The sequence below is a fragment of the Hoeflea sp. genome, assembly GCF_984452065.1.
The window spans coordinates 1-16,603 of record NZ_CFHWAF010000068.1; the positions used below are offsets into that span (position 1 = coordinate 1).

Sequence of the window (16,603 nt, forward strand, 5' to 3'; positions counted from 1 at the left end):
TGAAGCGGGCCCGTCTCGAAGACGGGGGAGCTAACCCAAAGCAATGGAACTTAGATCGGACGGGTAAGGATACGCCGCCCTGCCCGCCTTCGTTCGCTTTGACATAGTCTTTAAACGTTTCCTCTATGATTGCTGGACGAGCCCCATGAAGTGGTAGACGACGTCGATCAAAGCCGGCGATATCGCTTGTTCGGGGATCCCTTTCTGCATTGAAAACGAAACGGCCTTTGCCCGCCTGGTTTTCCCGCGCCTTCAAGACTTCCTTTGCGACGTAATCGGCAAAGATATCGTTCGTGATCTTGTCGCCGTAGATTTTATGCGCCTCTCGGGCCAGCAGGATTCCCTCGTAGTTGTTCCAGTAATCCATCAGATGGTGCTTGAGCGGATTGCTCGCGTACCACTCGTTGAGAAAACCCGTTTGAAGAGTCTGGATAACGGCGGCTTCCTCGGTATCCATGCCGACCATATGAGGCCTGGAAATCCAATCCAGATATTTGGCGCCGAAAACAAATGCATGCCGAAAGGCATCCTGCGCCTCGGTGGCCCTGAATTCAGGACGGCCCCATTCGTCATTCTCGGTGAATTCCGTTAGGCCACGTTGAGCACCATATTTACCCGCCCATGCGCGAAATGCTGTAGGCGGCATTGCCGGTGGCCTTAGTTGCCATCCGCCAGGTAGTTTTATGCCGGCCATGATCAATCTCTTTCTTCAAACAAGAACAAACAACGGTTATGTCTATCTGCTTCGATTGGCAGACATCGGGCGACGGCCTTCGGTGTATAACTGCACTGTCCAAAACCTTCCGGCGTGCCGTCTGACTGGTAGTTCGTGGAGATTTGCGGACTGCTTATTCCAAGAAGACCGGCAAGCGACAATTTCAGCGCTTTGCCGGAATGGTCGTATATCAAGGCAATGATTTCCTGCGCGTCCCGGCGACAAATGTTCTTCCCCAAAGTGCCTTCAATGAACTTCAACTGGCTGAGATCAATGACGTCATATCCACCCGAGGAGATTGATGTGAGGCAGACCTCCCTCCACTCCTCGCCCAGTTCCGTGAAGTCAATCGTGCCTGCCGCCTTGTCCCAATGTACTTTGTCCTTAACCAAATGAGACAAGTCCTCTCGGAAGAGATTTTCGAACCTGCACAAGATGTCAGCATGAGCCAGTGTTGAAAACATCAGCAGATAAAAAAGAAGTGTGCCTGCTATCAGTCTGCGAATAAGCATTAACGTTGATCCTCATCAGGCCAAGTAATAAACCTTGCTCATGTCGTCCCGCGGAAAAAACAGAACTGAGCTTCGGTTCTTCGAAAATGTCATGTCACGGGCGGGCGATAGATCATGTCAACGGGCGAGTCGACCTCCTCAAACCGGTTGCCCTGCGGACGGGCGATATCATGAAACCGCGTCGCGCCCTTCACCCGGTGCACCCGCCCGCCCATCAGCATGCGCAACAGGTTCGGCGAAACATGCGCGAAACGCAGATCGTATTATCAGCTAGTTGGAACTTTATTGATCCGAACACGTAAGCAGCGTTGCCAGCACCTAGTTCCTCAGATACCCCAAGCCTGTCCTGATTGAGGTAGAGATCGGTGGTTATAACATGGTCGCCGCTTCTACCGGGTTTTGATAGCCCAAGCTTTTGTAGCTGCTTAAGTGTATATTTCCCATCAGCCAGACTCATTTGCTTAGTTCTGAGATTTCTGATCACATCAAAATCCTGCAGCTCAATTCTTTGGCCGAATCCACGCGTCAGGACATCCTCATTGTTGAATACTATTTTCGGCGGTTCGGCAGCACCTGAGTCGTACACCTCGTGCTCAAAGAGACCGGCCTGGTATGGATTATAAGGCTGGCCCCACTTCAATAGATTGTTGAACACGGTTCCCGTAACCTCGGTTATGTCGTCGGCAATCCATGCCCGGCGCTTTCGATCAAATTGTATTGTCATCAGATTTCCTAGTGATTACGCCAAGTAATACACCTTGCTCATATCGCCCTGCAGAAAAAACAGAATTGATCTTCGGTTTTTCGAGAGGGTCATGATCACTGGCAAGCGATAGATCATGTCCACCGGAACGTCGATTTTCTCAATGCAATCTTCGGCATAACCGACAACATCAAGAACTTGCTTGGCAAATTGGTCCTTACTTGATTTTTCCCGCTCCAGAAGATGCATGAAGGAGGCAACCTCGATCCAGGTTTTGCCAAGCTCGCGATATGGCGCCGAAGCACCGCTCCCCAAGACTTGTTCAGCGGTAATGTCATCGAGAACGGAATAGACGCCGGCAACGCAATTGAAATCCGAGTGGAAGGCTTTGGTGGCGTGGACGTTAACATTGGGCAATGCCGAGCGAACACGCTCGAGCACGTCCCATCGCGTAACGGTGAAGCAGCCGGAAAGCAAAAGCACACCGGCGAACAGGAACGCATGCACCATAAAAACTCGCCGCATCTCGATTGTCCTTTGCTTATCGAACTGGCTATGTTCTACTCCAAATTATGTTCTATTTTTGTTCTTATCAAACTCCGTTTACGCAATGGCACAGGACTCCAGTGGTGCAGGCGCAGCAAAGCGATGTTAGCTGTGTTGTTGCTATCTATAGGGGATGCGCGGACAAACCGCGATCCCATTAAAGGACTGTAGGAGGCTTATGCAGCCGAAAATCTGATAATGCGCTGATTATTTCGAGCTTTTTTAGAGCATCGGGCGATGCTCTAAGGCCGATTTCTCTGAATCAATGTACTTTCTATTGTCATTTAGTTCTGTTGCATTTCTGCCATGCTGTTAAATATTACCTTTACAAATGAAATTCCTCCCATGCGCAAAAATTGACTCCTATAATAATAATTCGTAGTCAATTATTAACTACTCAGCAAATTTGGAGGCATGCCGTGAAGAAAAACTATGAAAAGCCGGCAATCGAGAAGCGTGCGAGACTGGAAAAGGTCTCGGCGTCGTCAAAGAAGGAGGGTCCGGTTGTCGTTTCCGGCATCTATCTTCGCGACTTTTTGACTGATTGATGGCGTTCCGTATGAGCTAGAGGGGCAATCGCGGCATGAAGAAGTCATATGAAAAACCCGTAATCCGTAAATGCGCGAAACTGGAAAACGTTACGTCGCTGGGCCGCGGCGGACCCGTCGTGGTTTCGGGGATATCCTTCAAGCCAAAGCCGACCTTCGATTAATTCAACGTCGGTCTATTGTGGATGTGCAGGGAGTTAGAGCATCGGGCGACAATATTGAGCCATGTGCGTAAACCGGGTTCTGTGAACGACGATGGTGTGATGAGGATGCCATCTTGAAAACACAACGCGGGAACGAACCCGGCTCTCGATCGAGGTCGTCGTCCGGCGGCCTTTTTGTTGCCTGCCGGCGCCGGACCGGTTCTTTGAGCGTAGGCGTATAAGTGTCCATCCACGTGCAACTTCCGGTCTTTGTGGTGTCGCGAGCCGATTTGCCGGAAAAGTCGATTCGGTTGGGCCTGTGTCGGGTGGGGCGTTGAAAAAATTTGTACTTTGCCGCCCCAGAGGCGGCCTGAATGATATGTTTTGTCAGATTGAACACTGTTGGCGATACGCTAAGGGCTTCGATCGCACACTGATTGTCGACACCGAGCAGTCCTTCCTGGCGGGTGCGTTCTGCGACTTTTTCACACCGCTCGACAGTTCTGAAAAGGCCGTCTTCAATTTGACGGAGGAGCTGCTGCGCCTGCTTAACGGCTCGCGATGTTTTCCCGCGTCCATAGTGGGCCGTTTGTCCGATTATGTTTCGGTGCTGACGGATGCCAACACGTATGTCGAGGCCGATAGCGGCGAACGCCTGTCGTTCGACTTCAACAAGGAGTATGATGAAACGGTACTTGTTCACGAGCAGTGCGGCGGCGGAAAGGAGTCCTGCGATCTGCTGTCCCGGCTGCGGTTTTCCGATGAACTCACCGGAACAATCGGCGAGAAGCTGAAAGATCTGCCTTCCCGATATGCAGCGGTTCATGTCCGCCATACAGATTACGAAACGGACTATCACAGCTTCTTCAGAAAGATCGGCAAGCGTGTCGCCGAACAGCCGCTGCTGATCTGCAGCGATGATGCCTCCGTTATCAGGAATGGTGCCGCTTTCTTCGACCGGTCCCGCATCGTTACCGTGACACATGTTCCGGAAACAGAAGGAAAACCACTGCACATTGCCGGCACACACGAGAGTACGGGCGCCTTGAAGGAAGCCGCGATCAATTCCTTTGTCGATCTGGTCGCGCTCGGCAAAGCCGACCGTTTCTTCTTTACGGTCGTCAAGAACGGCTTCCCGTCCGGCTTCTCCCAATTGGCAGCCTATCTGTGCGACCACAAGGAGGTGATTGCCTCACTGATGGGAGAGGAGACGGATATGTCGGTCACATCAGGACGGTCAGGTTCGGTCCGAATACAGCCTCTGAAAATCAAAATCGTGAAGGCGCTCCCGCGACCGGTTCGAAATCTGTTTTAGTTGACCGGAGACACGGTTGTTCAGGGTTCGGTCCTTGCGCGATGCGGGACATCAAGCTCAAACACGGCCTCCAGCTTGCAGAAAAGCGCGTTCGGATGCATCATGCACCCATGGTTGAGCAGAACCGCAAATGTTCATTGAGCAACTGTGTATTTGCCACACATGGGCGTTTTTTTATGGCCGCCTTTGCGGGCGTTCTTTTTTCCGTCCTGTTGGTCGCGGTGCCGGCGCCGGCCGGCGAAGGTATCGATTGCAATTGCGTTGCCAACGGCGAGCGCATCGAACTCGGCAAGCTTCATTGTATCAAGACCGCCTCCGGCAAAGAGTTCCTGGCGCGGTGCGAACGGGTGCTGAACAACACATCATGGAAGCGCCTGCAAGAAGGCTGTCCGAGTGCCGGAAACCGGCCGCCGGCACCCGATAATCCATTGATCTGATATAGAAGGTCCGCGCCTTGCCGGCGGGCCGGAAGTCAGTTCTTGCCCTTGGTGAGCATGTCTTCCGCCAGCGCGATCGCTGTGCGTCGGTCCGCTTCATCGGCGATCGAGAATGCCTGTTCCTGCATGTTACGGATCCAGCCACGGTCGGCCGTCGGTGCCCGCTCGAGCGCGACCGTCATATAGGCGAGTCCGCGCACGGTGTGGCCTTCCTGGAAGATAGCGTCGCCGAACAGGGCCGAAGCGCCCGGATGACCTGCCTTGCGCGCCCTGTTGAGCCATTTCTTGGCCTGCCGCAAATCCGTTCTGCCGCCTTCTCCGAGCAGCATCATCCGGCCGAGTTGAAACTGGGCCTCCGGAATACCGAATGCCGAGGCCGCCTGAAAATAGAGCTGGCGCGCCTGAACCGGGTCGGCCTTCACGGGGCTGTCCGGAATGCCCCGGCGATAGTAGCTGGCGAGCGAGACGAGCGCATTCACAAAGTAACCGGTTTCGCTGGAACCCGGCTCCACGCCTTCGCGCGCGATGCGATCATAGATCTTGAAGGCCTCATAGTCGTTCTCGACCACGCCGTCTCCAGCCGCATACATATTCGCGAGCGCCCAGCGGGCGCCGGGGTGTCCCTGCTCGGCCGCGTGCCGGTATGCCTCGACGGCATCGTCCTTCTTGCCTTTCTTGTAGGCGGAAAACCCGAACTTGAACAGCACGAGCGGGCCGGACTTCTCGTTCACCCCGGCATCGGGGTCGAAGGCCGATGCGCTTCCGGAGAAACCGGATGTCAGAACCATCATGCAGGCAATTACACGCCCGGCGGTCAAACTAGATATCTGCATAACACTGTTTTTCTTTTGCTCCACCCGGATGTGTCACCGCGCCGTCTCGTGCCGTTCCGACAGTCTGGGCGTATTTCCACAATACACCGGATGTGTAATCCGTTTCACGTGGTTGCCAGGCCGCACCCCTTTGGGCCAGTTCCTCGTCACTCAGGCGCACATTGATCGTGCCCTCGACAGCGTCGATATCAATGATATCGCCATCCTCCAGAAGACCGATCGGCCCACCAACAGCAGCCTCCGGTCCCACATGTCCGATGCAGAAGCCGCGGGTTGCCCCGGAGAACCTGCCATCGGTTATCAGCGCCACCTTGTCGCCAACGCCCTGGCCATAAAGCGCCGCGGTCGTCGCAAGCATCTCGCGCATTCCGGGCCCGCCTTTCGGACCCTCATATCGAATGACCAGCACCTCGCCTTCCTTGTAGTCACGTTTGGTGACGGCCTCGAAACACTCTTCCTCGGAATCGAAACAACGCGCCGGTCCGGAAAAAACCTGATTGGCCATTCCGGCAACTTTCACAATCGCGCCCTCGGGAGCAAGATTGCCTTTCAGCCCGACCACACCGCCGGTTTGGGTTATCGGTTCATTGGCCGGACGAACGACATCCTGCTTGTCGTTCCATTCCACGTATTCCATGTTTTCGGCAATTGTGCGGCCAGTCACCGTCATACAATCCCCGTGCAGATATCCGTGATCGAGCATGGTCTTCATCAACAGCGGAATGCCGCCGGCCTCGAACAGGTCCTTCGCCACATATCTGCCGCCGGGTTTGAGATCGGCGATATAGGGCGTCTTGCGGAAAATCTCCGCCACGTCGAAAAGGTCAAACTTGATACCGCATTCGTGGGCAATCGCCGGCAGATGGAGTGCGGCGTTGGTCGAACCGCCGGACGCGGCCACAACGGCAGCGGCATTCTCCATCGCCTTACGTGTAACGATGTCGCGCGGGCGTATATTCTGCGCAATCAGCTCCATGATTTTTTCGCCGGCCGCATAGCCGAACCTGTCACGGATCTCATAGGGCGCCGGCGCGCCGCACGAATAGGGCAGCGCCAGGCCCATCGCTTCGGCAATCGTTGCCATCGTGTTCGCCGTGAACTGGGCGCCGCAGGAGCCCGCCGACGGGCATGCGACCTGCTCGATTTCCGCCAGATCCTCATCCGACATATTGCCGACCGAATGCTGACCGACAGCCTCAAAAACGTCCTGGACGGTGATCTCGCGTCCGCGGAAATTGCCCGGCAGGATCGACCCGCCATAGATAAAGATCGAGGGCACGTTCAGCCGCACCATCGACATCATCATGCCGGGCAGCGACTTGTCGCAACCGGCCAGTCCGATAAGGGCATCATAACAATGGCCGCGCATCGTAAGCTCGACCGAATCGGCAATCACGTCACGCGATACCAGCGAGGACTTCATGCCCTGATGGCCCATGGCAATGCCATCGGTCACGGTGATGGTGCAGAATTCACGCGGCGTGCCGTTCGCGGCGGCAACCCCCTTCTTCACCACCTGTGCCTGACGCATAAGCGAGATATTGCATGGAGCGGCTTCGTTCCAGCAACTGGCAACGCCAACCAGAGGCTGCGCAATCTCCTTGGACGACAAACCCATTGCATAAAGATAGGAGCGATGCGGCGCCCGGGCCGGTCCAACCGTCGTGTGACGGCTCGGGAGCTTGGATTTGTCAATTGTTTTGTCGTCCATAGAATTCCTCATTATGCAAAATGTGTATTCTTAACAAACCCGACACATGCGCAAGTGTGACGGATGCGCCCGGTTTATGGCCGGAAATTGACAACCGCCCTTGCCAGTCGTCATAGCAAACCTTTGCGAAAAAAAGTGTTGCCAAATCGTCACATACATGAGTCAGGTGGTGATTTTGGATTAAAAAGTAAAGGCCCCGGCGGAGCCGGTTGTCTGGATTGCATATTTATGCTCCGGAATCAGCCGAACTGGCCTCTGCCACGTTCGCCAGAGCCGAAGTCAGCTTTTCATGCTGGCTTTCCAGATCGCTCAGCCGCTCGCGCTCCGCCTCGACAATATCGGGGCGGGCATTTGAGACGAATTTCTCGTTCTGAAGCTTCCTGGCGGTCTTTTCCATATCGCCGGACACTTTCCCGAGCGCCCTCTTCAAGCGTGCCTTTTCAGCGTCGATATCGATCAGCGTGCCGAGCGGCAGACAATAGGTCGCCTCTCCAACGACAATCTGCGCGCATCCTTTCGGCGGTTCCTGCTCCAGTATGACATCGTCGACCCGGGCCAGACGTTTGATCGCCGGATCGTGACGCAGCAGCCGCGTTGGCGTTTCGCCCCCTGCTCCGACCACGACAAGCGGCGAAACAGCCGATGGCGGAACATTCATTTCAGAGCGGACCGAGCGAAGACCCGAAACCAGATCGACAAGCCAGTTGATTTCGTCGGCGGCTTCCTGGTTGCGATAACCGGCGGACGGCCATTGTTCATGGCAAAGCAGGCCCTTGCGGCCGTGCGTGTGATCCCAGAGTTCTTCGGTCATGAACGGCATGAACGGATGAAGAAGCCTGTAGATCTCGTCCAGAACATAGCCGGCACACGCCTGCGCCTCCTTCTTCTGGTCTTCATTTTCCCCGCTGAAGACCGGCTTGAGCAGTTCCAGATACCAGTCGCAAAACTGGTTCCAGACAAAGCGATAGGCCGCGGCGGACGCTTCGTTAAAGCGGAAACTCTGAATACCCGAAGTGACTTCCTCGATCGTGCGTGAAAGCTCCGTCACTATCCAGCGGTTGATCGTCAGTTCCATATCCGACGGGTCAAAGCCGTCCCGCCGCGCCGCGCCGTTCATCTCGGCGAACCGCGCGGCATTCCAGAGCTTGGTGCCGAAATTGCGATAGCCGGCAACCCTTTGCGGATCCAGCTTCACATCACGTCCCTGAGCCGCCATGATGGCGAGCGTGAAGCGCAGCGCATCCGCACCGTACTCGTCGATCAGCTCCAGCGGATCAATGACATTGCCCTTGGACTTCGACATCTTCGCGCCGTGTTTGTCGCGGACCAGGGCGTGGACGTAGACGGTGTGGAAGGGCTCCAGCGGTGTGCCGTCTTCATCCTTCATGAAATGCAGGCCCATCATCATCATCCGCGCAACCCAGAAGAAGATGATGTCGAATCCGGTTACCAGAACGTCGGTCTGATAGTAGTGCTCGAGCTCCGGTGTCTGCTCGGGCCAGCCGAGCGTCGAAAACGGCCAAAGGGCTGAAGAAAACCACGTATCGAGGACATCCTCGTCGCGGGTCAACTCAACGCTCTTGCCGTAATACTGCTTGGCCTCGGCCACCGCTTCGGCTTCGGTTCGTTCAACGAAGACCGTGCCATCGGGACCGTACCATGCCGGAATCTGATGTCCCCACCACAATTGCCGCGAGATGCACCAGGGCTGGATATTCTCCATCCACTCAAAGTAGGTCTTTTCCCAGGTCTTCGGGACAAAATTGGTGCGTCCTTCACGAACCGACGCAATGGCTGGGGCGGCAAGGACCTGCGCATTCACGTACCACTGGTCGGTGAGATAGGGCTCGATCGGAACACCACCGCGATCGCCATGCGGCACCATGTGGCGGTGCGCGTCGACCTTGTCCAGAAGGCCGAGCTCCTCCATCCGTTGCACGATCTTCTTGCGCACGGCAAACCGCTCGCCGCCGTCATACTCTTCCAGGGTTCGCGTCAGGTCGTCGCTGTCCGGCAGACCTTCCAGAAACGCCTCATTGTCCTTCAGTGTGATGTGTCCGTCGCGCGTCATGATATTCACGGCGCGAAGGCCCGCTCTCTTGCCGACCTCGAAATCGTTGAAATCGTGAGCGGGCGTCATCTTGACAGCGCCGGTTCCGGCCTCCGGATCGGGATATTCATCCGCGACGATCGGCATGCGCCGGCCGACCAGCGGCAGAACGACATGTTTGCCGACAATGGATTTGTACCGCTCGTCATCGGGATGCACAGCGACGCCGGTATCGCCGAGCATGGTCTCCGGCCTCGTTGTGGCGACAACAAGATAGGAGCGTGTCTCCCACGCCGTCGGCTTGCCGTTTTCGTCCAACTCGATCGGATGCTCGTAGGTGACGCCGTCTTCCAGCGGATAACGGAAGTGCCAAAGATGCCCCTTTGTATCCACTTGCTCGACTTCAAGATCCGATATCGCCGTATGCAGCTTCGGATCCCAGTTGACGAGCCTCTTGTCCTTGTAGATCAGACCTTCCTTATAGAGGGTGACGAAGACCTCGAGGACCGCCTTTGAAAGGCCATCGTCCATCGTGAACCGCTCGCGCGACCAGTCGCAGGACGCGCCGAGACGGCGCAACTGGTTGACGATTGCACCACCCGATTCGTCCTTCCATTCCCACACCTTATCGATGAACTTCTCGCGGCCGAGTGTGCGCCGGTGCTGCTGTTTTTCCATCAGTTGCCGCTCGACAACCATCTGAGTGGCGATGCCGGCATGGTCCATTCCCGGCTGCCAAAGCACATCCTTCCCGTTCATCCGCTCGAAGCGGACAAGGATGTCCTGCAGCGTGTTGTTGAGCGCATGCCCCATATGCAACGAACCGGTCACGTTGGGGGGCGGAATCACGATGCAATAGGAATCGGCGTCTTCCTTTGCGCCGGCACCCGCCTTGAAGGCGCCGGCCTCTTCCCACCGTTTGGCTATCTTCGGCTCGCTCTGAGCGGCATTGTAGTTTTTCTCAAGCATCGGATCGGTCATCTGTCTGGGAGTGTCGCAGTGCGGTGTACCCTCCCTCATCGGGCCGTTCAAGCCAAATCGCCGCGCGACTGGAGCGCCGCGCGGTTTTCAGTTGGCGGGTGCGGGATCGGTTGCCTAGTGGCCGCGTGCAACGCGCTCGATTTCTTCTCGAACCAGACGTTCCACAAGGGTGGGCAGATTGTCGTCAAGCCATTGCTGCAGCATCGGCCGAAGCATGTCCTCGGCGATCTCGTCAAAGGAACGGCCGGGCCCGTTGACGACCGCATCGTTGAGACTGTCAAACGATGCCGCCACCTTTGCTCCCGCCTCGGGCGAGATAAGTGCCGGCGCCTTCCCGGGCGCGTCCAGCAGACTGCTTTCCGGCTGGCTCTGTGGTGCCATTTTATCCACCCCCGGAGCAGCGCGAACACCCGGACTTCCCGGATCGTCCAGAACAACCGGCTCCGGCGCCTTTGCCGTCACCGGCTTGTCGGAGTGACCTGTTTGTTCCATGCGGTCGGATGATCCACCGTCGGCCTCGGCTGCCAGTTGCGCCAGGGAAACCGGTTTCGACGGGGGCGGTGGTGCGGCGGCAGGCCTTGTGCGGACCGGGTCGCCCGGAAGGCCGCGCGGCGCGAAGGCGCTGTGCCGGGCACCTTGCAACATGTCTTTTCCAGTCGTCGCGGCTGGTTTCGGCGGGTCGGAAAGGCCGGGCGATGGTGTTGACGGCATCGGCGCGCTCCTGCCGTCTGCCGCCTCCGGATTCCGCCCGGCCGGCCCCTCGTCGGGCCTGGCGACGGCCGCTGCGGACGGTTCCCCGTCCGGCACCGGATCGGTCGCGCTTTCCGCCTCGGGATCGTCGTTGCTTTCGATGATTTTCCGGATGGAAGCAAGAATTTCTTCCATGCTCGGCTCACGTGCCACATTCGCCTGTGCCATACCGTCCCTCGAAAATTGCCACATCAGGACTCAAGCGCCGCAGGGCGGCTGACCCGAATCACAACCCAAGTGTAGGCTATTGAAATGCGAATGAGAATCCCGCGCAGACGATTGACGTCTCCGGTGCACAAGATTAATCGAGAGAAGTGCGTCCCGCGCTCAGCGCCCGTCGACGGTACGCAGGCCGAACCACTTGTCCTTTACGGCTTCATAGTGCCTGGCCGGCTGGTACTTGGCGACCCGCAATCCAAGCCGGGAGACGGTCAGCCGGCCCATGGAACTCAACAGGCTGTAGCTGGCGACGACCGCATCGCGCTGGGACTGAGCCAGGCTTTCCTGCGCGGACAGCACATTGGACTGCGTTTCGAGCACGTCCAGTGTCGTGCTCTGTCCGACCTTTCGCTCCTCAACGACGCCGGCCAGCGCCAGCTTTGCCGCCTGAACCTGCGCCTGATTGGCCGCGATCGAGGCGTTCGAGGCTTCAAGCTGCGCCCAGTCGGTGACGATGTTCTGCTGAACCTCGCGGCGGGCCGAATCGACCAGAATGCGCGCTTGTCCAAGGGTCTCCTTGGCCTGACGGACCGAAGCCGAAGCTGCGCCGCCCTGGTAGATCGGCACACTCAGATTGGCGCCCAACGAGCTGGTGGTCGTACCGCCATCCGCATGAGTGACCGTTCCCTGGAGCGTGACGCTGGGAAGCAGGGTCCCCTCCGCCGCCTTCACCGAGAAAGCAGCCGCATCGACCGTGTACTGCGCACTCAATATGCTGGGATGCTCACGCAGGCCGACCTGAACGGCGGCCGATGACGAGCCTGGAATGGCTTTCCGGTTGGGGCTCGGGCTTTTCAGGTTCTTCGGCGCGATTCCAACAATCTGGACATAGACCGCAACGCTCGATTTGTACTGGGCCTGCGCTGAAAGCAGCGACGCGCGAGCGGACTCAAGCTGTGCCTGCGCAAGCGCGATATCCGTGCGGGTTCCCTCGCCGACGTCAAACCGGGCCTGCGCTGCATTGCGTTGTTCGCGCAGGAATTCCAGGTTCTGCCGGCGCACGTTCACGATCTGTGCATCACGCACCACATTGGCGTAAATCTGAGCCGCCGACAGAAGGATCGACATCTCTGTATTGAGCAGGTCCTGCCGCCCGCCGAAAACACTCGCCTCGGCGGCGCGTACATTGTTCTTTGTCTGGAAGCCGTCAAACAGGGATTGTGTGAACGTCACACCGACGGAGCTGTCGATGGTGTCTCTGGTGATCGGCAGGCCGCCGACATCGGCGCGGTTGGCCGAGACGGCAGCGCTTCCCACAACCTGCGGGCGGTAGCCCGACTTTGCGATGGCAACGCCCTCATCCGTCGCACGCAAGCCGGCACGGGCTGCATTCAGATCAGGATTGTTTTCATAGGCCTTGGCCATGGCCCCGAGTATGGTCTCGGCGGAAACCTGGGCGGACATCAAAACGGATGCGGCGGACAGTGCCACGGACACGAATAATTTCTGACGAAATCTGAACAAGTTTGACATCCCCTCAACAGGCCGCCCGGCGGATTGTGCCACAAAGCCACGTTAAACGATTGTACACGATGGTATTAAGAATTCATCATTGTCCATGAGCTCATTTGTCCTGCGGCTGAGTATCGTTTGCGGTGTTACCCATTAACAACAGTGCCCGACCACATGGGTCAGAAGTGAAACTCCGTTTTTTTCTCAAAGCCCGGCAACGGCTTGACCGACGTATTGAAGCCGCGCCTTGCCGATGTATGACCGGCCTCACGCACATAGAGGTTGGCCTTGGATGCGTTGCCCTGCCCCTCGACGACCACCAGCCGCCCGCCGTCTCGAAGCTGATCGAAAAGCGCATCCGGCAGTTCCTCAACGGCGCCGGCAATGAAGATGACGTCATAAGGCGCCTCGGGCTTATATCCTTCGGGCAGCTCTCCGGTTACGACAGCCACGTTGTCGTAACCGAGTTCAGACAGCGTTTTTACCGCCGTGTCCGCCAATCCCGGATCGGATTCCAATGCAACGACGGAATCTGCCAACAGCGAAAGCAGCGCCGATACGTAACCGGTGCCGCAACCGATTTCCAAAACGACATCGCTTTGCTTCACGTCGGCCAGTTGGATCATTTTGGCGAGAGGAGACGGCTCCATCAGATACCGGCCGGGGGCGCCGTCTTCACCTGACGAAATGCGCACATCGTCATCGATATAGGCAAGCTCGTGCATGCTGCCGGAAACGAATTTCTCGCGGGCGACGGACAGGAATGCGGCCAACACCGCATGAGATGTGACGTCTGTCGTCCGGATCTGGTTGTCCACCATCCTGGTGCGCGCAACGTCAAAATCGATGGTCATGCGGTCTCTCCGGTTTTCCAGCTTCGCTCTTAATCCGAGCCCGACCAGTATTCAAGCGAACAAACGACGCGGACACAAATGCGCGCGACCTCTTTTCCAGACCTTCTCCGCGTTCAATAGACCATCGACCTGATCTCCGATTTGCGAAGCGCCTCAAGGTTGTCCGATCCGGTGCAGAAACAACAAATTCGCAGTTCATCGATGACCGTGGTGAAGTGCTCGACAAGCGAATCGGCGGATGTATTGGCCGCCTGCAGAAGCCCGGCGGCCTGCCCCGCCAGATCCGCCCCAAGTCTTATCGATTTGGCCACATCGATGCCCGATCTGATCCCGCCGGATGCAATGATCGTGGCGTCCGGACAAGCGTCCCGGATATCGGCGACCGCCAATGCCGTGGGGATACCCCAATCGGAAAAGGCGTTGGCAAGCGCAGCCCGTCGCGGGTCCTTCATTCGGGCCGCCTCGACGGCGGCCCAATTGGTTCCGCCTGCACCTGCAACGTCGATAATGTCGATGCCGGCCGCCGCGAAACGCTTGGCAAGCGTTGCCGAAATTCCCGACCCGACCTCCTTGACCGCCACCGGCACCGGCAGTGCATCGGCGAGTGCCGCGATCTTGTCGAAGAGACCGGACCAGTCCCGATCACCCTCAGGCTGCACCGCTTCCTGCAGCGGGTTGAGATGGATATACATCGCATCCGCGTCGATCATTTCGACTGCTTTGCGCGCTTCATCAAGTCCAAAACCCAGATTAAGCTGGGCGGCACCGAAATTTCCCAGAATGGGAACAGATGGCGCCAGCGCTCTCAGGCTGCGGCCAAGACCGCCGTCTTCGCCTTCCTCGATTGCGACCCTCTGCGAACCGACCGCAAACGGCAGACTGAGTTCCTCGCAGGCACGGGCCAAATTCTCGTTGATCGCGGCAGCCCGCTTCGGGCCGCCCGTCATGGAACTGACAAGCAAGGGGGCACTGATCCGTTTGCCCAAAAACGTCGTAGTAATATCGACGTTTTCCAACTTTATCTCCGGAAGGGCGCAGTGAATGAAATCGAAGGCTTCGAATCCGGTGGTTTTGCCGGATTTCCTGTATCTTTGCCCGAGAACGACCGAAAGGTGTTCATCTTTTCGGCTTGTCAGCATGTCGACAGCGGACCCTTGGCGGCAATCATGAAGCCCCCTTTTTCTCGCCGCGGCAAAACGAGCGCTGCAGGCGGCACTTTGTGGCCACATAGTAGGTGGAAAAAATTGTTTATCGGTCAAGAGGAATTTTCGGCTTGCCGGACAGCCGGTTGATCGTCCAACCTGTACAAAAGTGAGAAAACGGCACAGGCCGTTCGCCGCTATCGGAGGGGAATAAACATCAGTACATTCGCGCAAACGCTGAACAGGGCGACCACCTCACCGCAAGCGGGCCGCCACATCGCCGAGCTTCGGGACGAGATCAATGAGCGCCTGGACCAGCTTCTTCCGCCGGCTGACGCACATCCGGCCAATCTTCATGAGGCCATGCGGTTTGCCGTATTCGGATCCGGAAAGCGGATCAGGCCGGTCCTGAGCCTTCTTATAAGCGAAGCGGTTGGAGGAAACGGGCGGTCATTCGCGTTGGATGCGGGTTGCGCGGTCGAATGCGTTCACACGGCATCTCTGGTGCTCGACGATCTTCCGTGCATGGACGATGCGCATATGCGGCGCGGGCGATCGGCAACCCACAGGAAGTTTGGTGAGGCAACGGCGATTCTCGCGGCCATCGGGCTCATGAACCGCGCCTTCGGCATCATAGCCGAGAACACGGATGCAACCGAGAACGGCAAAAATGCGGCACTTCAGGTCTTGAGCGAGGCCATCGGCTCAGGCGGGATGATCGCCGGACAGGAAATCGATCTTCACCAGCGCAACGAATTCCGGCTCGCCCCACCCATTGAAGACCTCAACTGGCTGAAAACCGGCGTTCTCTTCGTCGCCGCCGCCCATATCGGCGCCATCGCAGCCGGGCTGGACGGCTCCGGGGTTAAAGCACTGAAGGACTTTGCAAAATCGGTGGGCATGGCTTTCCAGACCGCTGATGACCTGATCGATCAGTCCGGAGATCCTGACAAAATCGGCAAGGATGTCGGCCAGGATAGCGGTCTGCCGACGCTGGTCTCGCTGTCCGGACCCGATGCGGCGCGGCAATCCTGCGAAGAACATCTTGCGGATGCGGAAAACGCCCTTGCGCGAGCCGGTCTCGACCGAATAGGTTTGTCAGGGCTGGTGGACAGCATCTTCGGTTCCAAAATATAAGCTGCAGTCGATATGACTCTGACCGACTCGGCGCGTGCCCGTGCGACACGATCAGCCTCGGCTGACCTGCCTGCTCTCCAGGTTGAAGGCCTTTCCGTACGATACGGTCAGGCCCGTGTGCTCAATGGTCTCGATCTGACAATAAAGCCGGGTGAGATCTATGGGCTGCTTGGACCGAACGGAGCCGGGAAGACGACACTCGTTCGCACCATATGCGGCCGCATCGGACCGTCCGCCGGACATATACGCGTCGCGGGTCAAACGAACGGCAAGCGCCAAGCACTTCGCCGCATCGGCCTGGTTCCACAGGAAATCGCCCTTTATCCGCACCTGACCGCCCGGGAGAACCTCATCGCATTCGGGCAATTGTCCGGACTGTCCCGCAGAGACTGTATAGATGCACTTCGTTTCGCGATGCGCGCCACGCATCTGGAGGAGCGCGCTGACAGTTTCATCCACACATTGTCCGGAGGGTGGAAGAGGCGCGCCAATATCGCCGCCGCACTGCTTCACCGCCCTTCCCTGCTGATCCTGGACGAGCCTACCGTCGGCGTC

The 16,603-nt window shown here is 57.5% G+C and carries 17 protein-coding genes; 5 read left to right on the plus strand and 12 right to left on the minus strand.

The window, feature by feature from the left end; translation table 11 throughout:
- The 4 genes from AC5E6N_RS14025 to AC5E6N_RS14040 form a co-directional block, all read right to left on the minus strand.
- Positions 1–694 (minus strand): hypothetical protein (locus AC5E6N_RS14025; RefSeq protein ID WP_491748390.1); only part of this gene is annotated, 694 nt, incomplete at its 3' end.
- A gap of 2 nt (positions 695–696) precedes the next feature.
- Positions 697–1,227, minus strand: a complete 531-nt coding sequence (locus tag AC5E6N_RS14030) for a hypothetical protein (protein ID WP_491748391.1) — start codon at positions 1,225–1,227, stop codon at positions 697–699.
- Between the two features lie 214 nt (positions 1,228–1,441).
- Positions 1,442–1,951, minus strand: coding sequence for a hypothetical protein (locus AC5E6N_RS14035; protein WP_491748392.1), 510 nt, complete (start codon positions 1,949–1,951; stop codon positions 1,442–1,444).
- Positions 1,952–1,966: 15 nt separating this feature from the next.
- Positions 1,967–2,455: a hypothetical protein gene (locus AC5E6N_RS14040; protein WP_491748393.1), complete on the minus strand. Its 489-nt coding sequence runs from the start codon at positions 2,453–2,455 to the stop codon at positions 1,967–1,969.
- 440 nt (positions 2,456–2,895) lie between these two features.
- On the opposite strand from AC5E6N_RS14040, the gene AC5E6N_RS14045 reads away from it, so the two are divergent.
- Both AC5E6N_RS14045 and AC5E6N_RS14050 read left to right on the plus strand, forming a co-directional pair.
- Positions 2,896–3,024, plus strand: a complete 129-nt coding sequence (locus AC5E6N_RS14045; protein WP_491748394.1) for a putative RiPP precursor — start codon at positions 2,896–2,898, stop codon at positions 3,022–3,024.
- A gap of 522 nt (positions 3,025–3,546) precedes the next feature.
- Entirely contained in the window at positions 3,547–4,482 is a 936-nt protein-coding gene (locus AC5E6N_RS14050; protein WP_491748395.1) for a hypothetical protein, read from the plus strand.
- A gap of 134 nt (positions 4,483–4,616) precedes the next feature.
- On the opposite strand, the gene AC5E6N_RS14055 is transcribed toward AC5E6N_RS14050, so the two are convergent.
- The 8 genes from AC5E6N_RS14055 to fni all read right to left on the minus strand — a co-directional run bounded on the left by AC5E6N_RS14055 (position 4,617) and on the right by fni (position 14,908).
- Positions 4,617–4,781 (minus strand): hypothetical protein, encoded by a 165-nt coding sequence (locus AC5E6N_RS14055; protein ID WP_491748396.1) that lies wholly within the window; start codon positions 4,779–4,781, stop codon positions 4,617–4,619.
- 173 nt (positions 4,782–4,954) lie between these two features.
- Positions 4,955–5,707, minus strand: coding sequence for a tetratricopeptide repeat protein (locus AC5E6N_RS14060; protein WP_491748410.1), 753 nt, complete (start codon positions 5,705–5,707; stop codon positions 4,955–4,957).
- 31 nt (positions 5,708–5,738) lie between these two features.
- Positions 5,739–7,463: a dihydroxy-acid dehydratase gene (gene ilvD / locus AC5E6N_RS14065; protein WP_491748397.1), complete on the minus strand. Its 1,725-nt coding sequence runs from the start codon at positions 7,461–7,463 to the stop codon at positions 5,739–5,741.
- A gap of 226 nt (positions 7,464–7,689) precedes the next feature.
- Complete coding sequence (locus AC5E6N_RS14070) at positions 7,690–10,482, minus strand: valine--tRNA ligase (protein ID WP_491748411.1); 2,793 nt, start codon at positions 10,480–10,482, stop codon at positions 7,690–7,692.
- Between the two features lie 126 nt (positions 10,483–10,608).
- The gene (locus AC5E6N_RS14075; RefSeq protein ID WP_491748398.1) at positions 10,609–11,412 is read right to left on the minus strand and encodes a PopZ family protein; all 804 of its coding nucleotides are present in this window, start codon (positions 11,410–11,412) and stop codon (positions 10,609–10,611) included.
- Between the two features lie 159 nt (positions 11,413–11,571).
- Positions 11,572–12,900, minus strand: a complete 1,329-nt coding sequence (locus AC5E6N_RS14080) for a TolC family outer membrane protein (protein WP_491748399.1) — start codon at positions 12,898–12,900, stop codon at positions 11,572–11,574.
- Positions 12,901–13,094: 194 nt separating this feature from the next.
- Entirely contained in the window at positions 13,095–13,763 is a 669-nt protein-coding gene (locus AC5E6N_RS14085; RefSeq protein WP_491748412.1) for a protein-L-isoaspartate O-methyltransferase family protein, read from the minus strand.
- 119 nt (positions 13,764–13,882) lie between these two features.
- Positions 13,883–14,908 carry a type 2 isopentenyl-diphosphate Delta-isomerase gene (fni, locus tag AC5E6N_RS14090; RefSeq protein WP_491748400.1) on the minus strand — a complete coding sequence of 342 codons (1,026 nt, stop codon included), beginning with the start codon at positions 14,906–14,908 and terminating at the stop codon, positions 13,883–13,885.
- On the opposite strand from fni, the gene AC5E6N_RS14095 reads away from it, so the two are divergent.
- From AC5E6N_RS14095 to AC5E6N_RS14105, 3 genes are all read left to right on the plus strand, one after another.
- Positions 14,807–15,061, plus strand: coding sequence for a hypothetical protein (locus tag AC5E6N_RS14095; RefSeq protein WP_491748414.1), 255 nt, complete (start codon positions 14,807–14,809; stop codon positions 15,059–15,061). The two genes, fni and AC5E6N_RS14095, sit on opposite strands and share 102 nt — an antisense overlap.
- A gap of 159 nt (positions 15,062–15,220) precedes the next feature.
- Positions 15,221–16,048: a polyprenyl synthetase family protein gene (locus tag AC5E6N_RS14100; protein ID WP_491748413.1), complete on the plus strand. Its 828-nt coding sequence runs from the start codon at positions 15,221–15,223 to the stop codon at positions 16,046–16,048.
- Between the two features lie 12 nt (positions 16,049–16,060).
- On the plus strand, positions 16,061–16,603 hold a 543-nt coding region (locus AC5E6N_RS14105), incomplete at its 3' end, for an ABC transporter ATP-binding protein (RefSeq protein WP_491748401.1).